The 24687-nt window shown below is 68.5% G+C and carries 24 protein-coding genes; 19 read left to right on the plus strand and 5 right to left on the minus strand.

The window, feature by feature from the left end; all coding sequences use genetic code 11:
* The first annotated feature begins 167 nt into the window (after positions 1-167).
* From ACQ1W9_RS01135 to ACQ1W9_RS01150, 4 genes are all read left to right on the plus strand, one after another.
* The gene (locus ACQ1W9_RS01135) at positions 168-1403 is read left to right on the plus strand and encodes an acyl-CoA dehydrogenase family protein (protein ID WP_431024936.1); all 1236 of its coding nucleotides are present in this window, start codon (positions 168-170) and stop codon (positions 1401-1403) included.
* Positions 1404-1423: 20 nt separating this feature from the next.
* On the plus strand, positions 1424-2482 hold the full coding sequence (locus ACQ1W9_RS01140) for a 2Fe-2S iron-sulfur cluster-binding protein (protein ID WP_431024937.1): 1059 nt from the start codon (positions 1424-1426) through the stop codon (positions 2480-2482).
* 80 nt (positions 2483-2562) lie between these two features.
* Positions 2563-3333, plus strand: a complete 771-nt coding sequence (locus ACQ1W9_RS01145; RefSeq protein WP_431024938.1) for an SDR family NAD(P)-dependent oxidoreductase — start codon at positions 2563-2565, stop codon at positions 3331-3333.
* Positions 3334-3357: 24 nt separating this feature from the next.
* A complete protein-coding gene (locus ACQ1W9_RS01150; RefSeq protein ID WP_431024939.1) occupies positions 3358-4443 on the plus strand; it encodes an alkene reductase in 1086 nt (361 codons plus the stop codon).
* A gap of 181 nt (positions 4444-4624) precedes the next feature.
* Here the strand turns inward: ACQ1W9_RS01150 and ACQ1W9_RS01155 are convergent, their stop codons facing one another.
* Positions 4625-5380, minus strand: coding sequence for an SDR family NAD(P)-dependent oxidoreductase (locus tag ACQ1W9_RS01155; RefSeq protein WP_431024940.1), 756 nt, complete (start codon positions 5378-5380; stop codon positions 4625-4627).
* Positions 5381-5567: 187 nt separating this feature from the next.
* Between ACQ1W9_RS01155 and ACQ1W9_RS01160 the strand changes: the two genes are divergently transcribed.
* Positions 5568-6389: an SDR family NAD(P)-dependent oxidoreductase gene (locus tag ACQ1W9_RS01160; protein WP_431024941.1), complete on the plus strand. Its 822-nt coding sequence runs from the start codon at positions 5568-5570 to the stop codon at positions 6387-6389.
* A gap of 120 nt (positions 6390-6509) precedes the next feature.
* On the plus strand, positions 6510-7982 hold the full coding sequence (locus ACQ1W9_RS01165) for a flavin-containing monooxygenase (RefSeq protein ID WP_431024942.1): 1473 nt from the start codon (positions 6510-6512) through the stop codon (positions 7980-7982).
* Positions 7983-8013: 31 nt separating this feature from the next.
* On the opposite strand, the gene ACQ1W9_RS01170 is transcribed toward ACQ1W9_RS01165, so the two are convergent.
* On the minus strand, positions 8014-9147 hold the full coding sequence (locus ACQ1W9_RS01170) for a helix-turn-helix transcriptional regulator (protein ID WP_431024943.1): 1134 nt from the start codon (positions 9145-9147) through the stop codon (positions 8014-8016).
* Positions 9148-9195: 48 nt separating this feature from the next.
* Between ACQ1W9_RS01170 and ACQ1W9_RS01175 the strand changes: the two genes are divergently transcribed.
* Positions 9196-10116, plus strand: coding sequence for an alpha/beta hydrolase (locus ACQ1W9_RS01175; protein ID WP_431024944.1), 921 nt, complete (start codon positions 9196-9198; stop codon positions 10114-10116).
* A 219-nt stretch (positions 10117-10335) separates the two neighbouring features.
* Here ACQ1W9_RS01175 and ACQ1W9_RS01180 read toward each other — a convergent pair whose 3' ends face one another.
* Positions 10336-11535, minus strand: coding sequence for a helix-turn-helix transcriptional regulator (locus ACQ1W9_RS01180; protein ID WP_431024945.1), 1200 nt, complete (start codon positions 11533-11535; stop codon positions 10336-10338).
* Positions 11536-11946: 411 nt separating this feature from the next.
* On the opposite strand from ACQ1W9_RS01180, the gene ACQ1W9_RS01185 reads away from it, so the two are divergent.
* Positions 11947-12159: a hypothetical protein gene (locus ACQ1W9_RS01185; protein WP_431024946.1), complete on the plus strand. Its 213-nt coding sequence runs from the start codon at positions 11947-11949 to the stop codon at positions 12157-12159.
* 140 nt (positions 12160-12299) lie between these two features.
* Here the strand turns inward: ACQ1W9_RS01185 and ACQ1W9_RS01190 are convergent, their stop codons facing one another.
* A complete protein-coding gene (locus ACQ1W9_RS01190; protein ID WP_431024947.1) occupies positions 12300-13130 on the minus strand; it encodes an alpha/beta fold hydrolase in 831 nt (276 codons plus the stop codon).
* 211 nt (positions 13131-13341) lie between these two features.
* Between ACQ1W9_RS01190 and ACQ1W9_RS01195 the strand changes: the two genes are divergently transcribed.
* Positions 13342-14076, plus strand: a complete 735-nt coding sequence (locus tag ACQ1W9_RS01195; protein ID WP_431024948.1) for an SDR family NAD(P)-dependent oxidoreductase — start codon at positions 13342-13344, stop codon at positions 14074-14076.
* A gap of 11 nt (positions 14077-14087) precedes the next feature.
* Positions 14088-14717, plus strand: a complete 630-nt coding sequence (locus tag ACQ1W9_RS01200; RefSeq protein WP_431024949.1) for a nuclear transport factor 2 family protein — start codon at positions 14088-14090, stop codon at positions 14715-14717.
* Between the two features lie 279 nt (positions 14718-14996).
* Here the strand turns inward: ACQ1W9_RS01200 and ACQ1W9_RS01205 are convergent, their stop codons facing one another.
* Positions 14997-15785, minus strand: coding sequence for an SDR family oxidoreductase (locus ACQ1W9_RS01205; RefSeq protein ID WP_431024950.1), 789 nt, complete (start codon positions 15783-15785; stop codon positions 14997-14999).
* Positions 15786-15934: 149 nt separating this feature from the next.
* Between ACQ1W9_RS01205 and ACQ1W9_RS01210 the strand changes: the two genes are divergently transcribed.
* The 9 genes from ACQ1W9_RS01210 to ACQ1W9_RS01250 all read left to right on the plus strand — a co-directional run bounded on the left by ACQ1W9_RS01210 (position 15935) and on the right by ACQ1W9_RS01250 (position 24682).
* A complete protein-coding gene (locus tag ACQ1W9_RS01210; RefSeq protein ID WP_431024951.1) occupies positions 15935-16723 on the plus strand; it encodes an enoyl-CoA hydratase-related protein in 789 nt (262 codons plus the stop codon).
* A 128-nt stretch (positions 16724-16851) separates the two neighbouring features.
* Positions 16852-17613 (plus strand): glucose 1-dehydrogenase, encoded by a 762-nt coding sequence (locus ACQ1W9_RS01215; RefSeq protein ID WP_431024952.1) that lies wholly within the window; start codon positions 16852-16854, stop codon positions 17611-17613.
* Between the two features lie 73 nt (positions 17614-17686).
* The gene (locus tag ACQ1W9_RS01220; RefSeq protein ID WP_431024953.1) at positions 17687-18925 is read left to right on the plus strand and encodes a saccharopine dehydrogenase family protein; all 1239 of its coding nucleotides are present in this window, start codon (positions 17687-17689) and stop codon (positions 18923-18925) included.
* A gap of 400 nt (positions 18926-19325) precedes the next feature.
* Positions 19326-20231, plus strand: coding sequence for a VOC family protein (locus ACQ1W9_RS01225; RefSeq protein WP_431024954.1), 906 nt, complete (start codon positions 19326-19328; stop codon positions 20229-20231).
* Complete coding sequence (locus tag ACQ1W9_RS01230; RefSeq protein WP_431024955.1) at positions 20228-21103, plus strand: CoA transferase subunit A; 876 nt, start codon at positions 20228-20230, stop codon at positions 21101-21103. The genes ACQ1W9_RS01225 and ACQ1W9_RS01230 overlap by 4 nt, the downstream gene beginning before the upstream one ends.
* 11 nt (positions 21104-21114) lie before the next feature.
* A complete protein-coding gene (locus ACQ1W9_RS01235; RefSeq protein ID WP_431024956.1) occupies positions 21115-21912 on the plus strand; it encodes a CoA-transferase subunit beta in 798 nt (265 codons plus the stop codon).
* A gap of 10 nt (positions 21913-21922) precedes the next feature.
* Positions 21923-22828 (plus strand): enoyl-CoA hydratase, encoded by a 906-nt coding sequence (locus ACQ1W9_RS01240; RefSeq protein ID WP_431024957.1) that lies wholly within the window; start codon positions 21923-21925, stop codon positions 22826-22828.
* A complete protein-coding gene (locus ACQ1W9_RS01245) occupies positions 22825-23931 on the plus strand; it encodes an NAD(P)H-dependent flavin oxidoreductase (RefSeq protein WP_431024958.1) in 1107 nt (368 codons plus the stop codon). Before ACQ1W9_RS01240 ends, ACQ1W9_RS01245 begins: the two co-directional genes overlap by 4 nt.
* A gap of 1 nt (position 23932) precedes the next feature.
* Entirely contained in the window at positions 23933-24682 is a 750-nt protein-coding gene (locus ACQ1W9_RS01250) for an enoyl-CoA hydratase family protein (protein ID WP_431024959.1), read from the plus strand.
* The last annotated feature ends 5 nt before the right edge of the window (positions 24683-24687 follow it).

The raw sequence follows: 24687 nt of genomic DNA on the forward strand, positions 1-24687 counted from the left end.
ATCGTCCAAACGAGCTAGGAGACCCTCGGCGCACGAGTCCGGCGCTCACCCGGGGGTGGCCGATGGCGCTTAGTCCGTATTGACGATGAGGGCGGTCGAGTGGCGTGGAAGCCTTGGCAGCAGGACGCCGCGAGGCGCCTCCCACTAGCGAAGTAGAGGAGCTCAATATGGGTGTGCTGTTCGAGAACGAGGGGTCCCTGCGGGTCACCGACGATGCCTACATGACCCCGGAGGCGGTCGCCCTGGTGGAGCGCGCCGAGGCGCTGGTGCCGCGGCTGGCCGAACGCGCCCAGGCGGCGGAGCAGGCCGGGCGGGTGCCCGATGAGACGGTGCGCGAGCTGGCCGAGGCGGGCCTGTTCCGGGTGCTGCAACCCAGGCGTTGGGGCGGCTACGAGCAGGACCCGCGGGTCTTCTACCGTATCCAGATGACCCTGGCGCGGGGCTGCATGTCCACCGCCTGGATCTACGGGGTGATCGGCGTCCACAACTGGCAGCTGCCGCTCTTCCCGGAGCAGGCCCAGCACGACGTCTGGGGCGAGAAGGGGGAGCGCAGTGGCGTGCTGATCGCCTCCACCTACATGCCGGTGGGCCAGGCCGAGCCGGTGGAGGGCGGCTATCGGCTGAGCGGGCACTGGGGCTTCTCCAGCGGGGTGGATCACTGCCAGTGGCTGCTGCTGGGCGGCCTGCTGCCCCGCCAGGATGGCGCGGAGGGGCTCGAGCACACCACCTTCCTGGTGCCGCGGGAGGATGTCGAGGTCGTGGCGAACTGGGACGTGCATGGCCTGCGTGCCACCGGCAGCCATGACGTGGTGGTCAAGGGCGCCTTCGTGCCGAGCCACCGCACCCAGCGCACCAACAATCACGACGACGCGGGGTGCCCCGGGCGCGAACTCAATGCTGGCTGGCTGTATCGCATTCCCTTTACCCAGGTCTTCCAGCGGGCGGTCTCCACCTCCTGCATCGGTGCCCTGGACGGCGCCATCGAGACCTTCCGTCGGCGGGCCGCCGCCCATGTCGGCAAGCACGGCGCCAAGACCGCCGAGGATCCCAATGCCCAGTTGGCGGTGGCCGAGGCGATGCTGCGCAGCGACGAGCTCAAGCTGGTGCTGATGCGCAACTTCCAGCAGATCGTCGACCACGCCCGGGACGGCTCCCAGATGGGCGTCGAGGATCGCCTGCTGCAGCGGGCCCAGTCGGCGCGGGTGGCCAAGACCTGCGCCAGCCTGGTCGACGAGCTGTTGCGGGCCTGCGCGGCCTCCGGCCTCTATCGCAGCAATCCCATCGAGCGCATCGTGCGCGACGTCCACCAGGCCCGCGGCCATATCGCCAACAACAGCGATGCCTACGGGCGCGCCTTCGGCGCGGTGATGCTCGGCCTGCCCAACGCCGATCCCTATATCTGAGCCCGTTGGAGGGAGAGCCCATGGACGCTCCACGCTATCACTCCCTGCGAGTGCGCGAGGTCATCCGCGAGACCGCGGAGGCCTGCTCGGTGTGGCTCGAGCCGCCCGCCGGCGAGGCGAGCCGCTTCGCCTACCGTCCCGGTCAGTTCCTGACCTTTCGCCTGCCGGTGGCGGGCCAGGAGCTACAGCGCTGCTACTCCCTCTCCAGCACGCCGGGGCTGGACGAGGGGCTGCGCATCACCGTCAAGCGGGTGGCGGGGGGGCGCGGCTCCCACTGGATCTGCGATGCCCTGAGCCCCGGCGATCACCTCGAGGCGCTGGCCCCGGGCGGGCGCTTCGTGCCGGCGACCCTGGAGGGCGACTTCCTGCTGTTCGCCGGCGGCAGCGGCATCACCCCGGTGCTGTCGATCCTGCGCGCGGTGCTGGCCGAGGGGCATGGGCGGGTCCGCCTGGTGTTCGCCAACCGCGACGAGGCGTCGGTGATCTTCGCCGAGCTGCTGCGCGAACTGCAGCAGCAATACCCCGAGCGCCTGCAGGTGATCCATCTGCTCGACTCGCTGCAGGGGCCGCCGAGCCGTGGCCAGTTGATGTGGCTGGCGCGGCCCTGGTGGCATGCCCAGGCCTTTATCTGCGGCCCGGGGCCTTTTATGGACGCGGTGGAGGCGGCGCTGGCCGAGCTGGGGATGCCGCCGGAGCGGATCCGGCTGGAGCGCTTCGCCGCCCCCGCCAGGGCGCCATCCCCCGGCGTACCAGCCTCCGCCGAGGCCGCCCGCGAGGCGCCCGACGCGCCGGCACCGGCGATGGCGGAGAGCGCGGTCAGCGTGGCCCTGGGGGGCGAGACCCTGAGTTTCGCCTGCCGCGGCGACGAGACCCTGCTGGAGGCGGCGGCGCGCCAGGGGATCGAGCTGCCCAGCGCCTGCCAGGCGGGGATCTGCGCCAGTTGCGTCTGCCAGGTGGTGGAGGGGGAGGTGACCCTGGGCCACAACGAGGTGCTCGATGAGCGCGACCTGGCCCAGGGCATGACCCTGAGCTGCCAGGCGCAGCCGGCCAGCGAGCGCCTGGCCCTGAAGTTTCTCTAGTCTCCCTGGACGATGGCGGCGGTGAGGCGTCGGGCCACTCTGGTCGGACGCGAGACAGTGAACCCGAGGAGATCAAGACAATGACAGCCAAGCTAGACAACAGGGTCGCCTTCGTGACCGGCGGTGGCAGTGGTATCGGCGAGGCCAGCGCGCGACTGCTGGCCCGCGAGGGCGCCCGGGTGGTGATCTGCGGGCGCCGCGAGGGGCCCCTGCAGGGGGTGGTCGAGGCGATTCGCGCCGAGGGCGGCGTGGCCGAGGCGCTGGTGGTGGACGTCAGCGACGAGCAGGCCCTGGTCGCCGCCCTGGAGGGCACCGCCGAGCGGCATGGCGGGCTCGATATCCTGGTCAACAACGCCATGTCCTTCACCTGGGGGGCGCTCACCGAGATGAGCACCGCGGAGTGGCACCGCAACTTCGCCACCACCGTGGACGGCACCTTCTGGGCCACCCGAACCGCCATGCGGCTGATGGCCGAGCGCGGCGGGGCCATCGTCAACCTGGCCTCGATCTGCGGCGAGCTGGGGGCCGCCGGCATGGCCGGCTATTCCGCCTCCAAGGCGGCGGTGATCAACTTCAGCCGGGCCGCCGCGGCGGAAGGCGCGGCCCAGGGCATCCGCGTCAATGTGGTGGTGCCGGCGGTGGTGGAGACGCCCTCCACCCAGGGCATGCTGGCCGACGAGCAGGCGCGTCGCACCACCGACAAGCTGATTCCCATGGGTCGCGTGGGGCGCCCCGAGGAGCTGGCCGAGGCGGTGGTCTTCCTGGCCAGCGATGCCGCCTCCTATATCACCGGCGCCGCCCTGCCGGTGGATGGCGGACGCAGTGCGGTGCTGGTCACCGCGGTGGAATAGCCGAGTGCTGGAGAGGAGTCACCGATGAGCAAGGTGCAAGAGAGCGTGGCGCCGCCCCGAGCGGCCTGCGAGGCGCTGTTCGCGCCGACCCACCTGGGGGCCCTGGCGCTGGCCAATCGCATCGTCATGGCGCCCATGACCCGCAATCGCGCCGATGCGCGCGGCGTGCCCACCCCGCTGATGGCGCAGCACTATGCGGCCCGCGCCGAGGCGGGGCTGATCGTCGCCGAGGGCAGCTGGCCCGATCCCGAGGGCCAGGCCTACTGTCGCCAGCCGGGGATCGCCAGCGACGAGCAGGTGGCGGCCTGGCGTCGCGTCACCCAGGCGGTGCATGAGCGCGGCGGCCGCATCGTCCTGCAACTGATGCATGCCGGGCGCATCGGCAGCCGGCATATCAAGGGCGAGGGCGTGGCCACGGTAGGGCCCGGCGACGAGGCGGCCCGGGGCAAGGTCTATACCGACAGCGCCGGCATGCAGCCCTTCGATACGCCGCGGGCCCTGACCACCGAGGAGGTGCGCGAGCGGGTGGCGATGCATGCCCGGGCGGCGTGGCGAGCCCGGGAGGCCGGCTTCGATGGCGTCGAGCTGCACGCCACCAGTGGCTACCTGCCGATGCAGTTCCTCTGCTCGCGGACCAACCGGCGCGACGACGCCTATGGCGGCAGCGTCGAGAACCGCGTGCGCTTCGCCGCCGAGTGCCTGGAGGCGATGAGCGAGGCCATCGGCGCCGATCGGGTGGGGCTGCGCATCAATCCGGGCAACCCCTTCAATGACGTGGCCGATGCCGATCCCGCCGCGACCCATGCGCGCTTGCTGCGGCGCATCGCCCCGCTGGGCCTGGCCTATGTGCATGTGATGCGCGCCCCGGTGGAGGGCCTGGATGCCTTCGCCCTGGCCCGGGAGCACTTCCCCGGCCCGCTGATCCTCAACGACGGCTTCGGCGCGGCGCTGGCCAATGAGGCGGTGACCCTGGGACGCGGGGAGGCGGTCTCCTTCGCCCGGGACTTTATCGCCAACCCCGACCTGGTGGCGCGGATTCGCCGCGGCGAGGCGCCGCGCCCCTTCGATCGCGCGACCCTCTATACCCCGGGACCGGAGGGCTACCTGTAAACGTCACGTCCGCATCCGACGCTCGCTACGGCTTACCCTTGACACCCTGCTCGCCGAGCAGGGTGTTTTTTTGTGTCGCTACGCCGCTAGAGAGGAAGGGCCGGATGGATCGATACGGCGACGCGCCCCGGGCGAAGGCCCGGGGCGCGTCGAGGGGGCCGCCGAGGCGGCTGGGTGGCGCTTACTGGATGGTGAAGCCGCCGTCGGCCAGGTAGTAGGAGCCGGTGACGAAGCTGGCCGCCTCCGAGCAGAGGAAGCCGATCACACCGGCCAGCTCCGGGGGCTCGCCCAGGCGCTTCATGGGCGAGGCCGCCAGCATCTGGGCGTTGCTCTCCTGGTTGTCGGTGACGATCTTGGTCATCGGGGTCTTGACCACGCCGGGGCCGACGGCATTGACCCGGATGCCGCGATCGGCGTAGTTCAGGGCCGCCGACTTGGTCAGGCCGACGACGCCATGCTTGCTGGCCACATAGCCGGGGATATGCGGGTGGGCGATCTGGCCCATCATCGAGGCCACGTTCACCACGGCGCCGCCGCCGCTCTCGAGCATCAGCGGAATGGCGTAATGCATGGCGTAGAAGCTGCCATGCAGGTTCACGGCGATCAGCTGGTGCCAGCTCTCCAGGGGCAGTTCATCCAGGGAGGAGAGCGGCCCATGAATGCCGGCGGAATTGATCAGCGCATCGAGGCGCCCGTGGCGCGCTTTCACCGCCTCGAAGAGTCGCTTTACCTGCTCCGGCTGGGTGATGTCGGTGGCGATAAAGGTGGCGCGTTGTCCCTGCGGATCCAGATCGGTGGCCGCCTTGGCGCCGCGTTCATCGTCCAGATCGGCCAGCACCACGCTGGCGCCTCGCTCGATAAACCAGGCCGCCGTGGCGAAACCAATACCCGAAACGCCGCCGGTAATGACCGCCACCTTGCCGTGAAATTCGCTCATTGTTGTTCTCTCCTGAAATGTGGGAACGGGATCAGTTAGCCATAGCCGAAAGCACGACGACATAGTCTGTCCGGACGAGGCTTCCCGGGGGCCTGAATGCTTTTCTTGGTCGACGAGGTTCGACGAAACGAGGGGCTAAGGCATCGCCATCGGCGGGATGTCACGCCCTCCCGGGAGGAGAGTCAGGATGAGTCAATGGGCCGGACAGGTGGCGGTGATCACGGGGGCGGGCAGTGGCATCGGTGCCGGCCTGGCGCGACACGCCGCCGCCCTGGAGATGCGGGTCATCGCCGTGGATGTGTGTGGCGAGGGGCTGGACGAGCTGCGGCGGGAGCAGGCGGCGCAGGGCCGGACGCTGCGCGGGGTGCGGCTGGATATTCGCGATGCCGAGGCCGTCGAGGCGCTGGCCGCCGAGGTCTTCGCCGATGAGGGGCGGGTCAATCTGCTCTTCAATAACGCCGGCGTCCTGGTGGATGGCAAGTCCTGGGAGCGCAGCATCGAGGCGTGGCGCCGGAGCTTCGAGGTCAATGTCCTCGGCGTGGTCAACGGCATTCGCAGCTTCGTGCCGAGGATGCTGCAACAGGGCGCGCCGGGGCGGGTGATCAATACCTCCTCCATCGGCGGCCTGCTGGGGGGCGGCCCCTTCATGGGGGCCTATCAGTCGAGCAAGCATGCGGTGACGGCGCTCACCGAGAGCCTTCACCACGAGCTGAATCGGGAGGCGGCGCCGATCGCCGCCTCGCTGCTGTGCCCGCCGGCGGTCAATACCGCCATCATGGCCGCGGAGCCGCCTCTCCAGGATCGACACAGCGAGGAGGAGGCACGCTTTCATCGACAACTCGCCGGCAAGCTGGCCGAGGGCGAGTCGCCGGAGGCCTTCGCCGCTCGAGTCTTCGAGGAGATCGCCGCCGAACGCTTCTGGATTATCCCCGATACGAGCCATCACCCGGCCTTGGCGCTGCGCCATGAATCCATCATGGCGCGCCGGAATCCCGTCGGCCTTTATTGACGGAAGGGGCGCTCGTCTCGGGCGATAAAGATGTCCACAAGGACTAGTCGATATGCGGGATTCTCCCTTTTTGTACGCGATTTAGCCTGTGTTAACACCAAGAATAAGAGGGTGATTGTTATGAGTGGTGAGCAACAACAACGTGATCTGCGTGTCGTGGTCCTCGGCGCGGGCATGGCGGGCATCCTGAGTGCCATCAAACTGCGCGAGGAGGGCTATCGTAATATCGTCGTCTACGAGAAAGGCGATAGCGTCGGCGGCACCTGGCGGGACAATCACTATCCCGGCCTGACCTGCGATACTCCGTCGCACAACTACACCTACAGTTTCGCGCCCAATCCGGAGTGGAGCCGTTTCCTCTCCCCCGGTATCGAGATCCGCGACTATTTCGAGCGGGTGGTCGACGACTTCGGGATTCGCGACCTGATCCGGCTGAAACATGAAATCACCGCCTGTGAATATGTCGAGGGCCGCTGGGTCCTGGAGATCAAGGGCGGCAAGCAGGATACGGCGGATATCGTGATCGCCGCCACGGGGGTGCTGCATCACCCCAGCTATCCGAAGATCAACGGCATGGACCGTTTCGAAGGGCGCCTGATGCATACCTCTCGCTGGGATGACGAGGTGGCGCTCGACGGCAAGCGTATCGGGGTGATCGGTAATGGCTCCACCGGGGTGCAGATGGTCTCGGCCCTGGCCGGCCGGGCCGAGAAGCTGAAGCACTTCCAGCGCTCGGCGCAGTGGATCATGCCGGTGGAGAACCCGGACTTCACCGAGGAGCAGAAGGCCGAGTTTCGTGCCAACCCGCAACTCCTGCATGACCTGAAGTACGACGAGACCTATATGGCGCTGGTCAAGCGCTTCACCACCGCGGCGGCGGATCCCGACTCCACGGAGATGCACGAGATCGAGGATATCGTGCGCAAGAACCTGGAGGAGAGCGTCACCGACCCCGAGCTGCGGGAGAAGTTGCGCCCCACCTATCGCGCCGCCTGCAAGCGCCTGATCTACTCCCCCAACTACTACCAGGCCATTCAGCACCCCAATGCCGAGCTGGTCACCGAGGGGATCGAGTGCATCGAGCCCGAGGGCATTCGCACCCGTGACGGCAAGCTGCATGAGCTGGATGTGATCGGCCTGGCCACCGGCTTCAATGCGCATATGTTTATGCGCCCGATGAAGGTCAAGGGACGCCATGGCGCCGACCTGGAGGAGCTCTGGGCCAAGCGTCCCAAGGCCTACCTGGCGATCACCATGCCGGACTTCCCGAACTTCTTCATGCTGAACGGGCCGACCGGGCCGGTGGGCAACTTCTCGCTGATCGAGATCACCGAGTTCCAGTGGGACTATGTCTCCCAGTTGATGGGGCTCCTGCGCGACGGCAGCTATCGCGAGATCTGCGTCTCCCGCGAGGCCATGGATGCCTACGAGGAGCGGCGCATCGCCAAGGCCAAGACCACCATCTTCGGCTCGGGCTGCAACAGCTGGTATCTGGATGCCGAAGGGGTGCCCTCCACCTGGCCCTGGGACTATGCGGCCTTCGAGAAGGCCATGGAGACCCCGGATCTCGAGGCCTATGAGCTGGTGAAGTAAGCGCCGTTGGCGGGGGTGCGGCCCCTGCCTCCTAGCCGAGGGTCGCTACGCTGCGCAGAATCAGGCGTATCAACTGTCCCTGCCGGGAGACGCCGGTCTTGGAGAAGATCGAGCGCAGGTGGGCCCTGGCGGTATAGGGGCTCATCTCCAGCAGTTGGGCAGCGGCTTCCACGTTGTGTCCATTGGTGAGATGCAGCGAGAGCCGGGCCTCGGTGGGGGTGAGCTCGAACAGGGCGCCGAGGGTCTCGATGGAGGGGGAGACCAGCTGATCCGGGTCGCTGAGGAAGACGATGGTGACCGGACCGCCGGTTCCTTCGGGGCGCTCGACCCGCGGCAGGGGACGCATCACCAGGCTCAGGCGCGAGCCATCCCGCGGCGAGACGGCGATCAGCGCCCGGGTCAGCAGGGGCGTGGCGTCGTGGCGGCTGCCTTTGACCTCGTCGAGCAGATGGCGGAAGCGCTCCTGATCGGCCGCCGAGCCCAGTTGCAGGCGCTCGTCGGCCAGGCGGATGCCGCTGCGCGAGGCCAGCAGGCGGTCGGCCAGCGGGTTGGTGCGCACGACCCGGCCGCGTTCGTCGATCAGCAGGCAGGCCACGGCCAGTTGCGCCATGGCGCCGGCATAGACCTGGCGCTCGGTGTCGATCTCGTTGAGCAGGACATGGGTGCGAATCGCCAGTTCGAAGTGGCGCAGCAGCAGGCCCAGCAGCCGTTTCTCGGCGGGGCCGAAGTCGGGCTCGTCGGGGCGACGGGTCAGGCGCAGGTTCACTCGCAGCCCATCGTCCCCATGCAGGTCGGCCCCCAGCACATGAAAGATGTCGAACGGCTCCAGCGAGAGGCGATAGAAGTCGCTGGCGAGCAGGGTGTCGGCATCGACGACCTCGCTGAGGGTCAGGGGCGTATTGGGGGTCAGGCCGGTGAAGGGGTCGATATTGTAGACCCCCTCGGTGTAATAGGTGCCGTCGGGGGAAACGCCGCCCGACGACCCGTCATAGATCATGATGCCGATACTCTCGTCATCCGGCCGCTTGAGGATCAGGAAAATATCCTTGGCGGCGAAGGCATCGCGTATCGCTTTCAGTGAGGCCCAGGCCGGGGATCCGTGAGGTCCTTCGTGAATGGCGGCGACGATATCGCCGAAGCTATCGAGGGAGACGTCATGGGTCATTTGCCTAAGTGTCCAGTCTTCTTACAACGGTGAAATAGGAGCCGTGCCATGCCACTCGATCCGCAAATCGCCGGGCTGCTCGAGGCCCTCCAGGCCACCCCTGTGCCCAAACCCTGGCAGGTGAGTATCGACGAGTATCGGGCCTGGAACAAGTTGCCCCCCGGCGCCGAGATCGAGGCGGTGGCGCGCGTCGAGGAGGGGGAAATCGGCGCGGGCCGGGTGGCGGCGCGCCTCTACCACCCGGGAGGCGACGCGGCGCTGCCGCTGCTGGTCTACTTCCACGGGGGCGGCTTCGTGCTGGGCGACCTGGAGACGCACGACAACCTCTGCCGGGCCTTTTGCAACGCCCTGCCGGCCATCGTCATCTCGGTGGATTACCGGCTGGCCCCCGAGCACCCCTTCCCGGCGGCGGTGGAGGATGCCTACGCCGCGGTGTGCTGGGCGGCCCGCGAGGCCGAGGCCCTGGGGGCGGATCCGACGCGGCTGCTGGTCGGCGGCGACAGCGCCGGCGGCAACCTGGCCGCCGTGGCCTCCTGGTTGGCGGCGCAGGCGGGAGGGCCCGCCATCGCCCATCAGCTGCTGCTCTATCCGGTATGCGATGCCGACCTGACGCGCGACTCCTATCGTCGGCTGGGGCAGGGCTACTTCCTGGAAACCGAGGTGATGGCCTGGTTCTGGGAGCAGTATTTGCCGAACCGGGCCGCGGCGGACGATCCCCGGGCCTGCCCGCTACGGGCGCCCCGGCTCGACGGCCTGCCGCCGACCACCCTGGTGACCGCCGGCCTCGACCCCCTGCGAGACGAGGGGCGTGCCTATGCGCGGCGCCTGCAGGAGGCCGGGGTGGCGGTGGAGCATCGGGAGTATGCCTCCGCCATTCATGGGTTCATGAGCTTTATCGACGGCGTGGACCTGGCCCGGGAGGCCGTGGAGGAGGTCGCGGCGCGGGTGCGGGTCAGCCTGGCGGGGTAAGCGAACCCGGGGGCAGGCCGCCTGGGCCTGCCCCCGGGGGTGATGCCGGGGCGAGGGCGGTGGGGTGCCGCGGGGATTAGGCTCTGTACGAAAACTGTCTGCGCTCGCCCATACGGCGTTAAAAATCGGCTCAAAGTACTCATTTACACCGCGTAAACTCCGTCTTTTCGCCGATTTTTGCCTTGTCTGGCCATCGCTCGCCGACTTTTCGTACAAAACCTAGTGGTTGGTGACCGAGCTGAGGGCGGCGACGCTGTTGAGCAGCAGCCGTACCAGTTCGGTCTGGCGGGTCACGCCGGTCTTGGAGAAGATCGAGCGCAGATGGGCGCGGGCGGTATTGCGCTTGATGCCCAGGTTCTCGGCCGTCTCCTCGAGGGTAAAGCCATCCACCAACTGTGCGGCCAGGGCGGTTTCCGAGGGGGTCAGGCCGTAGAGCTGGCGGATCACATCCTGGGGCGCCCGGGCGGAGCGTTCGGGATTGCGCAGGAAGAGGGCCACCGCGGGACGCACGCCGCCTTCCGACCACTCGCTGATCGGAATGCTCTGGATCACCGCCCCCAGGGCCTCGCCGCCGGTGGATTGCATGATCGACATGGCCTCGGCCATATGCGGGTCCCGGGAGGTGCTCTTGGCGATGGCTTCCTTGATCAGCTTCTGTAGCTGGCGATTCTCCGGGCCGAACTCGGCCTCCAGGCGGCCCTTGAGGAGGCGCAGGCCGCTCCGGCTCTCCAGCAGTTCATCCGCCACCTGGTTGCACTGCATCACCTTGCCGTGCTCGTCGATAATGATGGTGGCGATCATCAGGCTGTCCACGGCGCCGGAGTAGAGCTTGCCGATGATATTGCTGCAGCCCACCCGGCTGCGCATGAACAGCGCCCGGCGCAGGTGCGGCAGGAGGGTATTGCAGAAGGCCTTGTCGTCGGCGCTGAAGGGGGCGGCGGCGTGGGAGCGAGTGATGACCAGGCGGCAGCTCTCCCCGTCCGGCAACTGCATCTCCGCGCTCATCAGATGATAGATATCCATATGCCGCAGGAACTGCTGGTAGTAGGGCGACCCTTCCCAGCTCGGGCGGTCCATGATGTCATCGATGGCCAGCATATGTTCGGTGGAGCCGCCCAGGAAGGGATCCATCATATAGTACTGGCTGTAGTAGGCATTCACCGATTCCTGGGCGGCTCCACCGATATCCACATGCAGGCCGTTATCTTCGGGGGTCGTCGGCCGGATGATCAGGGTGACGTGTTTGGCCTCCAGGCGCTGATGAATCGAGGTCAGGGCCCTTTTCCAGGGCACTTCCTCCAGGGAACCATCATAGATCTGGCCGACCAGTTGGTTGAGCTCCTCGGCCGTCAGGCTATCCGGAATATGGAAAGACCTGGCTCCTTGGTGGCGTGACGCAAGGTTGAGCATGGCGTTCATGGCATTTCACCCGGATCGTTATTGGCGTTATCTTGGCGTGTTGCGATTATTTCTATTTTTATTTATTTAGTTGTTTCTGATTCATCGGGTCTCTTCCGTGAATTCAGCAGTCTCCCTGCCGCTCTCGGATCGCGTCCAGCATTAGCGATCTCGCGCATCGTCCCTCGGGTCCGTGGGGCCTCGCGGGCCACTCCACCGGCCTCCCTTCATACATACGCGTATTTATCCGGGCAGGCATCGTTCATTTGAACGAGGCCCGGCGAGCCAGGCAAGAAAAGCGCTGATGTAGTTCATATGAACGAGGCCGCCCCGCTCCGGCCTTGCTACAAGTAGGTATCAGGCGTCGCCGAGCCTCCCTTTATACCCGGCGAGGCGCCTTATAAAACAACTACAAAACCAAGGGAGAAGAAAATGAAAACGCCAAACTTTTCCATATCTAGTATTCGATCCCGTGGCCTGTCGATTCTGCGTGGGATAATCGTCTTTCTGGTCGCGATGCTGCTGGCGCTGTCCACCATCAGTCAGTTGTCCGCCACGGCCGAACCCCAGGGCGTGCGGCAAGCGACCGAGATGCCGAGGCCGGTGATCGCGCACTTCAGCATCGCTGACGTCTTCGGTTACTGAGCGGCCTCGCGGCGATACATCAGCGCTCCTCCCCGGCATCGCTGACGTCTTCGGTTACTGAGCGGCCTCGCGGCGATATCAGCGCTCCTCCCCGGCATCGCTGCCGGGGAGGGGCGCTTGAGGTTTGGCGGCTGGGGTTGCTAGCCGTGATGCAGGAAGTCGAGGCAGCTGCGATTGAAGAGGTCGCGATGTTCCACCTGCACCCAGTGGCCGCAGCGGTTGAGCATCACGAAGCGTGCCCGGGGCGCCCCGGCCAGCATCTTGTCCGCGCCGCCGGGCGGGTTGAAGCGGTCGTCGATCCCCCAGAAGCCGAGGACCGGGCAGGCGAGCTCGCCCAGGCGCGCGGTCATGTTGGGCACCCGCATCGAGGAGAAGAGGTTGTCGGGCTGGGTCACGGCCACCGCGGCGCGCTCTTCCAGCAGCGCCTCCTCGATCTGGGAGGCGTCATAGAGCTGCAGGCTCATCAACTGGCGCATCTCCTCCACCCCCATGGGGCCCTCGCCGAAGATCGTCACCATGCGCTGGATGCCCTCCATGCGGAAGTAGGTCTCGCGCTCCTCCAGGCCCCCGGGGGCCATCAGGATCAGCCGCTCCACCCGGGCGGGCTGGTCGAGGGCCAGGCCCAGGGCGATGGCGCCACCCAGGGAGTTGCCCAGCAGGGTGACGCGAGGCAGGTCCAGGGTGTCCATGAAACCGTGCAGGGCCGCGACGAAGAAGGCCAGGTCATAGTCGACGTCCGCGGGCTTGTCGGAGCGACCGAACCCCGGCAGGTCGAGCACCAGGTTGCGGAAGCCGGCGGCGGCGAAGGCGGGGTAGTTGCCCTTGAAGTTGCTGTGGCCGCTGGCGCCGGGGCCGCTGCCGTGCAGCCAGATCACCACCGGGCCCTCGCCCTCGTCCAGGTAGTGCAGGCGCAGCCCGCTGGGCAGGGTGAGGTAATGCCCCTCCGGTAAGGGCAGGTCCTGTCTCGGCATGCTGGGGTCTCCTCTGGGAATGGGAGCCTCGATGCTCCGGCAGGGGCGGGGGGCGGGCATCGTCCATTCAGACCAGGCGCGCACGGCGGGCAGGCGCGGCAGCGGGGGGCAAAATAGTCTCGATGGACGATTCCGGCCATTCCCCGGGGGTCGATGATGCGGACATGGCGGCGACGCCGTCGCCCATTCGTAGTGACCGTCAGGAGGAAGCATGAAACATCGGGACAAGGTGGTGGTGATTACCGGCGCCGGCCAGGGCATGGGGCGCGCCATGGCGCAGCGCTTCGCCGCCGAGGGGGCCCGGGTGGTGGCCCTGGACCTGCAGGAATCGGCGGCGCGGGATACCGCCGCGCTGCTCGGCGAGCCGGCCCTGGGCCTGGCCTGCGACGTGGCCAGCGCCGAGTCGGTCAAGGCCGCCATGCAGGCGGTGCGGGCGCGCTTCGGTCGCCTCGACGTGCTGATCAACAGCGCCGGCACCGGCGCCGTGGACGGCTTCCTGGACATGCCGGACGAGAACTGGGCGCGGGTGCTCGGCGTCAACCTGACCGGCACCTTCCTGTGCTGTCGCGAGGCGGCGAAGGTGATGCGGGACGTCGGCCAGGGGGGCGTGTTGATCAATGTCTCCAGCACCTCCATCGCCTCCGGCGAGGGGCCGGGGCACTACTGCGCCTCCAAGGCCGGGGTGGTCGGCCTGACCCGCAGCATCGCCCGGGAGCTGGCCCCCCTGGGCATTCGCGCCAATGTGCTGGTGCCGGGACCCACCAATACCCCGATGATGGCCGGCATTCCCGACGAGTGGCGGGAGCAGATGGTGGCCGCCATTCCGCTGGGGCGCATGGCCGAGCCCGAGGACATGGCCGGCGTGGCCTCCTTCCTGGCCAGCGACGACGCCGCCTATATCACCGGCCAGAACCTGGCGGTCAACGGCGGCATGATGTTCCTGTGAGCGGAGGCGATATGACCACGAATTCCCTGGAGCGGCGCCTGGATCGCCTCGAGTCCATCGAGGAGATCCGCCAACTGGCGGCCAAGTACTCGCTCTCCCTGGACATGCGCGACCTCGACGCCCACGTCAACCTGTTCGCGCCGGATATCCGCGTGGGCCGTGAGCGCACCGGGCGCGCCCATCTCAAGGCCTGGCTCGACACCACCCTGCGCGACCAGTTCACCGGTACCTCCCACCACCTGGGGCAGCACCTGATCGAGTTCGTCGACGCCGATCATGCCACCGGCGTGGTCTATTCGAAGAACGAGCACGAGACCGGCCCCGAGTGGGTAATCATGCAGATGCTCTACTGGGACGACTACGAGCGCATCGACGGGCGCTGGTACTTCCGCCGCCGCCTGCCCTGCTACTGGTACGCCAGCGACCTCAACCGGGCGCCCATCGGCGAGCGCAAGATGCGCTGGCCCGGCCGCGAGCCCTATGAGGGGACCTTCCACGGCCTCTTCCCCTCCTGGCAGGCGTTCTGGGCCGAGCGCCCGGACAAGGACGCCCTGCCCGAGGTGGCCGAGCCGGCCCCCCTGGAGGGCTTCCTGACGGCGCTGCGCGGGGATGCCCCACCGCCGCGGATTCGCGTCCGCTAACCGCGCGCCGAGTCCTCGACGACCGACGCCCCCGCCCCGGCCAGACGCCGAGGCGGGGGCGTTGTCTCGATAGGGCGATGGGGATTGGCATCGCCTCGATAGCGCTTGGCATCGATAGCGGCTTGCTTGGCGGTCGAGGCGCGCCCGGCAGGCCGGGGGCGGGCGAAAAGGCGAGGGCGGTAGGCCGCCCGGGGGAACCGGGCGGAGCGGTAAGGAAGGGGCGAGCGGTCAGTGCCCGGCGCTGCTGGCGCTGCGGTAAGGAAGGGTCGGGGCGAGCGGTCAGTGCCCGGCGCTGCTGGCGCTGAGGAAGGCGGGCCGCTCGCCGCCGCCGTGCAGCAGCAGGTTGCAGCCGCTGGCGTAGCTGGCCAGCGGCGAGGCCATGAAACAGCAGGCGCGGCCGATATCCTCGGGGGTGGCCAGGCGCCCGGCGGGAATGGTTTCGCCCACGGCGGCCACCCCCGCCTCGTCGCCGTAGTGGAGGTGGGACATCTCGGTGTGCACCAGCCCGGGGCTGATGGCCACCACCCGCACCTTGGGCGCCCACTCCACGGCCAGCGACTGCACCAGCGACAGCACCCCGGCCTTGGCGGCGCCATAGGCGGCGGTACCGGGGGAGGGGCGCAGGGCGCTGATGCTGCCGATAAACAGGATGCTGCCGCCCTCGGCCTGCTGCTGCATCAACCGGTTGGCATGCTGAGCCAGTTCCAGGGGCGCCACCAGGTTGAGGCGAATCACCCCCTCGTGGAAGCGCGGCGAGGCCTCGGCGGCCTCGGCGGCGGGACTGCCGCCGGCATTGTTGATCAGCACATCGAGGCGGCCGAAGCGCTCGCGGATCCGCTCGAAGAGCTGCGCCTGGGAGTCGCGATCGCGCACGTCGGCCTCGAGGAAGCTGGCCTGGCGATCGTCGACCCGCGGCAGCGTCTCGGGGGGCTTCCGCCCGCAGACGACCACCTCGGCCCCGGCGGCGAGAAAGCAGCGCGCGATACCGGCGCCGACGCCGCGGGTGCCTCCGGTGACCAGGACCACGCGCCCGGCAAGGCTGGGCAGTGATGAAGCTGCATCATACATGGGGGGTTCCTCGCTTCCTGACGGATTGCCGCCAGTCTAGGGAGACGGCCCCGGGCGCCTCGTCGTCTGAACGGACGATGCTCCCGGCGCGCCGCCGGGCGCATCGTCGCCAGGGTTCGTCACTTCATGTCGCCACTTCAGGAGATCCCATGTCCGAGGCTTCGACTGCCGAGCTCGTGCGGCTCGACTGGCCCCGCGATGGCGTGGCGCGGCTGCGCCTGCACCGTCCCGAGGCGGCCAATGCCCTGAGCCTGGCGCTGCAGGCGCGGCTCGCCGATCACTTCCGGCACCTCGCCGAGGCGCCTCGGGCCCGCTGCATCGTGCTGACCGGCGGCGACCATGTCTTCGCCGCCGGGGGGGATATCCACGACCTGCTCGACAGTGACCCGATCGATATCCATCGGCGCCATGCCGAGCGCCTCTGGGCGCCGATCCGCCACTGCCCCAAGCCGGTGGTGGCGGCGGTGTCGGGTCAGGCCCTGGGCGGCGGCTGCGAGCTGGCCCTGCAGGCCGACGTGATCATCGCCGGCGAAGGGGCCAGTTTCGGCCAGCCCGAGGTGCGTATCGGCATCATGCCGGGGATCGGTGGCACCCAGCGCCTGGTGCGCGCCGTCGGCAAGGCCAAGGCGATGCAGATGGCCCTCACCGGACGCCCGATCGGTGCCCGCGAGGCCTGGGTCGCTGGCCTGGTCAGCGAGCTGGTGGCGGACGCCGATGTCCAGGCGCGGGCCCTGACGGTGGCCGAGCAGATCGCCCGGATGCCGCCGCTGGCCGTGGAGCAGATCAAGGAGGTGATCCTCGCCGGCCTCGATGCGCCCCTGGAGAGCGCCCTGGCCCTGGAACGCAAGGCCTGCGCCCTGCTGTTCGCCTCCCGGGACCAGCGCGAAGGCATGCGCGCCTTCCTCGACAAGCGCCCGCCCAGCTTTCAGGGGCGCTAGGTTCGTTCCCCATCTGGCTAGTCCGAATAGACGGTGTGGCCCGTCACCGTCTTGCCGAGACTGGACCGGAGGGTCCGCGACAGTGGCGGACGAGACACAACAACGAGATGACCTCGAAGGAGAAGACGATGAGCAAGCTGGAAGGCAAGGTGGTGCTGATTACCGGGGGCGCGCGCGGCCAGGGGGCGGCGGAGGCGCGTCACTTCGTGCGCCAGGGCGCCCGGGTGGTCATCGGCGATATCCTCGATCAGGAAGGTCGGGCGCTGGCCGACGAGCTCGGCGAGAGGGCGCGTTACCAGACGATGGACGTGACCCGCCAGGCGGACTGGGACGCCGCCATCGCCGTGGCCACCGAGCAGTTCGGTCGTCTCGATATCCTGATCAACAACGCCGGCGTTCTCTCGGTCGGGACCATCGAGGAGTACGGCGTCGAGGACTTCCGCCGGGTCATGGAGGTCAACCAGCTGGGCTGCTGGCTGGGCATGAAGTCGGTGCTGCCGGCGATGAAACAGGCCGGCGGCGGTGCCATCGTGAATATCTCCTCGGTGGGCGGCATGCAGGGGATCGGCGGGTTTTCCGCCTATGTGGCCAGCAAGTACGCCGTGCGCGGCATGACCAAGGTGGCGGCGATCGAGTTCGGCCAGTACGGCATCCGCGTCAACTCGGTGCATCCCGGCGGCATCGATACCCCGATGGTCAATGTACCCGGCGAGCCCCAGGACGAGGCGGGCGAGAGCAGCTTCGCCGGCCTGCCGATCCCCCGGGTCGGGCGTCCCGAGGAAGTGGCGGAGCTGGTCGCCTTCCTGGCCTCGGAGTCGTCTTCCTACTGCACCGGCGCTGAATTCGTCATCGATGGCGGCATGCTGGCCGGCCCCAACTATCTCGGCTGATCGATCGGTCCTGATATCCGATGCCCGCCGCGGGGCGTGACCTCGCCGCGGGCGTTCTCGAGGAGAAGAGACAATGCGTATCCTGCTACTGGGCTGTGGCGGCGTGGGGTCGAATGTGGCCCGCCTGCTGGTGCCGCGCCATCCGACGGTGGAATTCATTATCGCCGACCGCTATCTCGAGGTCGCCGAGTCCCTGGTCGGCGAACTGGGCGGCCGGCCCCGGGCCCTGGCCCTCGACGTCCAGGACCCGGAGCAACTGGACGCCGCCCTGGCGGGCGTCGACCTGGTGTTCAATAGCGTCGGCCCCTTCTACCAGCATGCCCTGGGGGTGATCGAGGCGGCGATTCGCGCCGGGGTCGATTATCTCGATATCAACGACGATCACGACGTGGCCGAGCGCCTCTTCCTCGATCCCGATATCGACCTTCGCGCCCGGGAGGCCGGCGTCCAGCTGGTGATCGGCTGTGGCTCGACCCCCGGCCTGACCAACGTGATCACCCGCTACCTGGCCGAGCGAATGGATCGACCGCGCTCGGTCAGCCTGGCGACCGCGGTGCCTTTCTCCCCGGCGCTCTTCTCGCCGGCGGTGCTCGATCATATGTTCCATATCACCAGCGGCGAGGTGGTGCAGTTTATCGATGGCGCCTACCGCAAGGTGCCGGGCTGGGGCGGGCGCCGGGAGATCGATTTCGATGCCCCCTTCGGGCGTTGTGCCATGTTCCATATCGGCCATGGCGAGGCGGTGACCATTCCCCACTTCATCAAGGGGCTCGAGGAGGTGCAGGTACGCCTGGGGTTCATTCCCGAGGCGGCCTCGACGCTGTGGCGCACCCTGGTCGATTTCGGCTTCGATCAGACCGCGCCGGTGGCGGGCGCGGGCCTCTCGCCGCAGCAGTTCCTGGGGCACTACCTGGCCTCCGAGGCGGGGGCGTCACGCCTGCAGGTGCCGCTGGATGACGCCCCCTGGGGGGCGGCCTTCCGCGTCGAGGTCAGCGGTCAGCGCGGCCATGACGAGGTGTTCAGCGCCCTCGAGTTCCATCATATGCTGCCCACCGAGGAGAGCGCCGAGGCCGAGTTCATGGCCGACCCGACGCCGATCTGCGCCTGGCTGGCGGTGCAGGCCTGGATCGAGGGACGCATCCATGGCGAGGGGCTGCTGGCCCCGGAGGCCTGCCTGGAACCGGAGCCCTACCTGCGCGCCTTCGCCGAGGCCTCGGGGGCGCGCTTCGTGCTGCGCGAGCACCGGGTGACTCCCGACCTCTATGGCGCCGCGACGACCCCCGCCGTGGCGGGAGAGCCGCAGCCGGCCTGATCTCCCATCCCTGGACCCATCCCTGGCCCACCCCGCCGAGGCGGCATGGCATCCTGCCCTGCCGCCTCGGCATTTTTTAGGTTCCTCGCACTCTGGCGTGAACACCATTGTGGGAGCGTGGATCCCGCGCGATATCGCCCGAAGGGCGATCAAGGCGCCTGGCCGGCGCCAATCGCTCGGCACAGCCAAGCTCCCACAACAGCAAGCTGGAGATATGCCATGTCGTGGTTTCACGCTGATCTGTGAAGAACCATTTTTTATGGTCGCGCGCCCTCCCGCATCGCCGGGGGCGCGCGAGGCCGGCCCGCTTTCCCCGGGTTAGTCTCAACGGACGATGAGCCCCGGCGCCACGGTTGCGGATACTGCTCCCAGGTCAATGACATAGCGAGGAGCCAGAACCATGGAAATCCGCAGCCTGGCGTACCTGGTGGCCCAGAGCGACGACCTCGCCGAGTGGCGCGAGTACGCCGAACGGGTACTGGGCATGATGACTCGGGAAGCCCCGGAGGAGGGGCTCTATCTGAAGATGGACGAACGCCCCTATCGGATGCTGATCGTCCCGGGCCGCGAGCGTCACTATGTGGCCTCCGGCTGGGAGCTGGCCGACGAGGGCGCCTTCCAGGCGGCCCTGGCCGAGCTCGACGCCAAGGGCGTGGGCTATGAACTGGGCGACGCGGCCCTCTGCGACCAGCGCGGCTTCCAGGCCGTAGCGATCTGCCGCGATCCCTCCGGCAACCGTCACGAGCTGGTCTGGGGGCATCGCTCCGACTGCCTGCCCTTCGTCTCGCCCCAGGGCGTGCCGCGCTTCGTCACCGGTGACATGGGCCTGGGCCATACGGTGCTGCCGGCCCCGCAGTTCGACGACACCCTGGCCTTCGCCCGGGACGTGCTGGGCTTCGAGCTCTCCGACATCTTCCACTTCCGCCCCGACCCCGATGTGCCGCCGGTGCGCATCTACTTCCTGCACTGCCGCAACGCCCGCCATCACAGCCTGGCCCTGGCCGAGTACCCGGTGGCGAGCGGCTGCGTCCACGCCATGGTGGAGGTAGACGACATGACCGAGGTGGGGCGGGCCGACGATCGCCGCCGCGCCCACGGCGTGGCGCTCTCGGCGACCCTGGGCGAACACCTCAATGACCGCATGACCTCCTTCTATATGAAGACCCCCTCCGGCTTCGATCTGGAGTATGGCCATGGCGGCCTGCAGGTGGACTGGGAGGCGCACAGCGTCTTCGAGTTCACCCGAGTCAGCCTGTGGGGACACGACTTCTCGGTGGGACGGCAGACGCAAGGAGACGACGCATGAACAAGGTGATGACGGCCGCCGAGGCGGTGAGCCAGCTCGAGGATGGCATGACCCTCGGCTTCGGTGGTTGGGGGCCGCGGCGCAAGCCCATGGCGCTGGTCCGCGAGATCCTGCGCAGCGACCTCAAGGAGCTGACGGTGGTGGCCTACGGCGGCCCCGAGGTGGGCATGCTGTGCGCCGCCGGCAAGGTGAAGAAGCTGATCTACGGCTTCGCCACCCTGGACGCCATCCCCCTGGAGCCCTGGTATCGCCAGGCCCGCCAGGCCGGCGAACTGGAGCTGATGGAACTCGACGAGGGGATGTTCCAGTGGGGCCTGCGGGCCGCCGGCATGCGCCTGCCGTTCCTGCCCACCCGCTGCGGCATCGGCACCGATGTGCTGACCCGCAATCCCGACCTGGAACTGATCCGCTCCCCCTATGCCGACGGCGAGACCCTGGTGGCCATGCCGGCGCTGACCCTCGATGCGGCCTTTCTTCACGTTAATGTCGCCGACCGCCTGGGCAACACCCTGATCCAGGGTCGCGATCCCTACTTCGATCACCTCTTCGCCCGCGCCGCCGAGCGTTGCTTCGTCTCCGCCGAGCGGGTGGAGGAGCGGCTCGCGCTGACCCCGGAGCAGGCCCGCGACAACACCTTCGAGCGCTACCTGGTCAGCGGCGTGGTGGAGGCCCCGCTGGGGGCGCATCCCACCAGCTGCGATCCCGACTACGGCTGGGATCTCGAGCACCTCAAGCGCTACGCCGCCAGCGCCGGCGAGGAGGGCGGCTGGCCGGCCTATCACCAGGCCTTCGTGGCCCCGGACGAGGCGGCCTACCAGGCCGCCAACGGCGGCAGCGAAGCGATCCGTCGTCTGCCGCGACCGATTTTCTGAGGAGAGAGGCGATGAGCGAGACAACCGATTTTACCCTGGCCGAACTGCTGATCGTGGCGGCCTCGGAGGCCTGGCGCGGCGACGGCGAGGTGATCGCCTCCGGCCTGGGCGTGCTGCCCCGCCTGGGCGCCGGCCTGGCCAAGCTGACCCACACCCCGGAACTGCTGATGACCGACAGCGAGGCGCTGCTGGTGGAGGAGCCGATCCCGGTCGGCCCCCGCGACGCGGCGCCGAGCTATGCCGGCTACCTGCCCTTCGAGCGGATGTTCGAGTGCGTGGCCGGCGGGCACCGCCACGCCATGATCGGGCCGACCCAGGTCGACCGCTTCGGCCAGACCAACCTCTCCTGTATCGGCGACTACGCGCGGCCCAAGGTGGCCATGCTGGGAGTGCGCGGCCTGCCGGGCAACAGCATCAACCATATCAACTCCTTCTTCGTGCCCGCGCATACCCGCCGGGCCTTCGTCGAGGGCGAGGTCGATATGGTCTCCGGGGCCGGCTACAACCCGGCGCGCTACGCCGAGGGGATGCGCCGCGACTTCCTGGAGATCCGGCATATCGTCACCAACCTCTGCGTCATGGACTTCGGCGGGCCGGATCACGCCATCCGCGTGCGCTCCCTGCATCCCGGGGTGAGCTTCGAGGAGGTCCAGGACAATACCGGCTTCGCACTGCTCCAGGCCCCGGGACTCGGCGAGACCCCGGCCCCCAGCGCCGAGCAGTTGGCGCTGATCGCGCGCCTCGACCCCCATAACCTGCGTGCCAAGGCACTCAAGGGCAACCCGCCGGGTCGCCGCCCGTCCGTCTGAGGAGGTCACCATGCAGCATGACGACAAAAGCGTCGAACGCGTCGACGAGGCCCAGTACGAGACCGACGAGCCGGTGCGCTACGCGGTGGACGCGGGGATCGCCACCCTGACCCTCAACCGTCCCCGCTTCAACAACGCCCAGAACTCCCAGATGACCTACGCCCTGGACGATGCCTTCCGCCGGGCCGTGGACGACCCCGAGGTCAAGGTGATCGTGCTGTGTGGCGCCGGGCGTCACTTCTCGGCGGGTCACGATATCGGCACTCCCGGGCGCGATATCAATCGCCCCTTCGAGCGCCGCCATCTGTGGTGGGATCACACCGACAAGCCCGGCGGCGAGTACCTCTATGTGCGCGAGCAGGAGGTCTACCTCAACATGTGCCGGCGCTGGCGGGAGATCCCCAAGCCGGTGATCGCCAAGGTGCACGGTGCCTGCGTGGCCGGCGGCCTGATGCTGGCCTGGATCTGCGACCTGATCATCGCCAGCGAGGACGCCTTCTTCCAGGATCCGGTGGTGCGCATGGGCATCCCCGGGGTGGAGTACTTCGCCCATCCCTATGAGATGGCGCCGCGCCTGGCCAAGGAGTTCCTGTTCCTGGGCGAGCGGGTGAGCGCCGAGCGCGCCTGGCAGATGGGCATGGTCAATCGGGTGGTGCCCCGCGACGACCTGGATGCCAGCGTGACCGATATCGCCGCGCGCATCGCCACCCAGCCGCGCATGGGCCTGGCGCTGACCAAGCAGGTGATCAATCACGTGGAGGACCTGCAGGGCAAGCGCAGCGGCATGGAGGCGGCCTTCGCCTGGCACCACTTCGCCCATGTGCATAACGAGCAGGTCTCCGGCGACCTGCTGGGCGGCTATGACGCCCGCGGCATGGTTCGCGAGAACAAGGCCGCGGCGGGAGCGCGCTCATGAGCCTGCCCGCCACGCCCTTGACCGAGCGGCTCGGCTGCCGTCACCCGATCATCCAGACCGCCATGGGCTGGGTGTCGGATGCCAAGCTGGTGGCCGCCACCACCCGTGGCGGCGGCTTCGGCTTCCTGGCCGGGGCGACCATCCCCCCGGAGGCCCTGGAGGCCGAGATCCTCAAGGTGATCGAGCTCACCGGCAGCCGCTGCTTCGGCCTCAACTTCCATATGTTCCAGTCCAACGCGGCGGAGTGCGTGGAGCTGGCGATCCGCCACCGCCTGCGCGCGGTGAGCTATGGCCGCGGGCCGGATGCGGCGACCGTGGCGCGGCTCAAGGCGGCGGGGGTGCTGTGCATCCCCACCGTGGGGGCCGTCAAGCACGCCATCAAGGCCGAGGCCATGGGCGCCGACATGATCACCATCCAGGGCAGCGAGGGGGGCGGCCATACCGGCAGCGTGCCCTCGTCCATCCTGCTGCCCCAGGTGCTCGACAGCGTGACGGTGCCGGTGATCGCCGCCGGTGGCTTCTCCACCGGGCGCGGCCTGGCCGCGGCCCTGGCCGCCGGGGCCGCCGGCATCGCCATGGGCACCCGTTTCCTGATGACCACCGATTCGCCGACCCCGGCGAGCACCCTGGAGCGCTACCTGGCGGTGCGGGACCCTGCCCGGGTCAAGGTCTCCCTGGCCGTGGACGGCATGCGCCACCGCATGATCGACAACGCCTTTATCCGCCGCCTGGAGGGCGCCGGACCGCTGCGTCGACTGCTGATCGCCCTGCGCAGCGCCCGGCGCTGGCAGCGCGACACCGGCATGAGTCATCGCCAGGCCCTGGGCATCCTATGGCGCGCCCTGCGCGAGGACCCGGCGACCCTGGCCCAGACGGTGATGGCGGCCAACCAGCCGGTGCTGCTGCAGCACTCCATGGTGGCGGGACAGGCCGAGGCGGGCATCCTGCCCAGCGGCCAGGTCGCCGCCGCCATCGATCGCCTGCTCGGCGCCGACGAGCTGATCGCAACGATCGTCGATGACGCCGAGCGTTGTCTCGAGCGCCTCTGTCAGGGGCGTGACCACGGGGCCGTGGCGGCCCCTGCCACCACGGAGGTGAAGTGAGATGGGTGCCTTTCAGACGCGCCTCGCGGCGCATATCGCCGAGGTGGTCATCGACCGCCCCCCGGTCAATGCCCTGAACAGCGAGGAGTGGCACGCCCTGGCCACCGAGATCGACCGCCTGGGCGACGCTCCCGAGGTGCGCGCCATCGTGCTGCGCGCCGAGGGGCGCGGCTTCTGCGCCGGGGTCGATATCAAGGAGCTGGATCGCCATCCGGAACGCATCGTGGCGGTCAATGCCGGTAACTACGCCACCTTCCGCGCCATCCACCGCTGCCCGGTACCGGTGATCGTGGCGGTGCACGGCTATGTGCTGGGTGGCGGCATCGGCATGACCGGCGCCGCCGATATCGTGGTGGCCTCCCGCTGCGCCAGCTTCGCGCTGCCCGAGGTGGATCGCGGCGCCATGGGCGGCGGCGCTCACCTGCAGCGGCTCTTCCCGGTGCAGAAGGTGCGCTACCTGTTCTTCACCGGCGAGGCCATCTCCGCCCCCGAGGCGGAGCGCTACGGCTTTATCGAGCGCCTGGTGGAGAAGCATGAGCTCGCCGCCACCGCCCGGGAGATCGCCGAGCGGATCGCCGCCAAGAGTCCGGCGATGATCCGGATCGCCAAGGAGGCGCTCAACGGCATCGAGGACGGCAACCTGGAAGACAAGTATCGCTGGGAGCAGGGCTTCACCCTGCAGGCCTACACCAGCCCCGATTCCGCCGAGACCCGTCGCGCCTTCGTCGAGAAGCGCGACGCCACCTTCTGAGGAGC

Source organism: Halomonas sp. H5, from assembly GCF_050613175.1.
Lineage (GTDB): Bacteria > Pseudomonadota > Gammaproteobacteria > Pseudomonadales > Halomonadaceae > Bisbaumannia > Bisbaumannia salifodinae.

Excerpts from the sequence above, each read along its gene's own strand:
- ACQ1W9_RS01135 (WP_431024936.1), top strand. The coding sequence starts at position 168 with ATGGGTGTGCTGTTCGAGAACGAGGGGTCCCTGCGGGTCACCGACGAT.
- ACQ1W9_RS01140 (WP_431024937.1), top strand. The coding sequence starts at position 1,424 with ATGGACGCTCCACGCTATCACTCCCTGCGAGTGCGCGAGGTCATCCGC.
- ACQ1W9_RS01145 (WP_431024938.1), top strand. The coding sequence starts at position 2,563 with ATGACAGCCAAGCTAGACAACAGGGTCGCCTTCGTGACCGGCGGTGGC.
- ACQ1W9_RS01150 (WP_431024939.1), top strand. The coding sequence starts at position 3,358 with ATGAGCAAGGTGCAAGAGAGCGTGGCGCCGCCCCGAGCGGCCTGCGAG.
- ACQ1W9_RS01155 (WP_431024940.1), bottom strand. The coding sequence starts at position 5,380 with ATGAGCGAATTTCACGGCAAGGTGGCGGTCATTACCGGCGGCGTTTCG.
- ACQ1W9_RS01160 (WP_431024941.1), top strand. The coding sequence starts at position 5,568 with ATGAGTCAATGGGCCGGACAGGTGGCGGTGATCACGGGGGCGGGCAGT.
- ACQ1W9_RS01165 (WP_431024942.1), top strand. The coding sequence starts at position 6,510 with ATGAGTGGTGAGCAACAACAACGTGATCTGCGTGTCGTGGTCCTCGGC.
- ACQ1W9_RS01170 (WP_431024943.1), bottom strand. The coding sequence starts at position 9,147 with ATGACCCATGACGTCTCCCTCGATAGCTTCGGCGATATCGTCGCCGCC.
- ACQ1W9_RS01175 (WP_431024944.1), top strand. The coding sequence starts at position 9,196 with ATGCCACTCGATCCGCAAATCGCCGGGCTGCTCGAGGCCCTCCAGGCC.
- ACQ1W9_RS01180 (WP_431024945.1), bottom strand. The coding sequence starts at position 11,535 with ATGAACGCCATGCTCAACCTTGCGTCACGCCACCAAGGAGCCAGGTCT.
- ACQ1W9_RS01185 (WP_431024946.1), top strand. The coding sequence starts at position 11,947 with ATGAAAACGCCAAACTTTTCCATATCTAGTATTCGATCCCGTGGCCTG.
- ACQ1W9_RS01190 (WP_431024947.1), bottom strand. The coding sequence starts at position 13,130 with ATGCCGAGACAGGACCTGCCCTTACCGGAGGGGCATTACCTCACCCTG.
- ACQ1W9_RS01195 (WP_431024948.1), top strand. The coding sequence starts at position 13,342 with ATGAAACATCGGGACAAGGTGGTGGTGATTACCGGCGCCGGCCAGGGC.
- ACQ1W9_RS01200 (WP_431024949.1), top strand. The coding sequence starts at position 14,088 with ATGACCACGAATTCCCTGGAGCGGCGCCTGGATCGCCTCGAGTCCATC.
- ACQ1W9_RS01205 (WP_431024950.1), bottom strand. The coding sequence starts at position 15,785 with ATGTATGATGCAGCTTCATCACTGCCCAGCCTTGCCGGGCGCGTGGTC.
- ACQ1W9_RS01210 (WP_431024951.1), top strand. The coding sequence starts at position 15,935 with ATGTCCGAGGCTTCGACTGCCGAGCTCGTGCGGCTCGACTGGCCCCGC.
- ACQ1W9_RS01215 (WP_431024952.1), top strand. The coding sequence starts at position 16,852 with ATGAGCAAGCTGGAAGGCAAGGTGGTGCTGATTACCGGGGGCGCGCGC.
- ACQ1W9_RS01220 (WP_431024953.1), top strand. The coding sequence starts at position 17,687 with ATGCGTATCCTGCTACTGGGCTGTGGCGGCGTGGGGTCGAATGTGGCC.
- ACQ1W9_RS01225 (WP_431024954.1), top strand. The coding sequence starts at position 19,326 with ATGGAAATCCGCAGCCTGGCGTACCTGGTGGCCCAGAGCGACGACCTC.
- ACQ1W9_RS01230 (WP_431024955.1), top strand. The coding sequence starts at position 20,228 with ATGAACAAGGTGATGACGGCCGCCGAGGCGGTGAGCCAGCTCGAGGAT.
- ACQ1W9_RS01235 (WP_431024956.1), top strand. The coding sequence starts at position 21,115 with ATGAGCGAGACAACCGATTTTACCCTGGCCGAACTGCTGATCGTGGCG.
- ACQ1W9_RS01240 (WP_431024957.1), top strand. The coding sequence starts at position 21,923 with ATGCAGCATGACGACAAAAGCGTCGAACGCGTCGACGAGGCCCAGTAC.
- ACQ1W9_RS01245 (WP_431024958.1), top strand. The coding sequence starts at position 22,825 with ATGAGCCTGCCCGCCACGCCCTTGACCGAGCGGCTCGGCTGCCGTCAC.
- ACQ1W9_RS01250 (WP_431024959.1), top strand. The coding sequence starts at position 23,933 with ATGGGTGCCTTTCAGACGCGCCTCGCGGCGCATATCGCCGAGGTGGTC.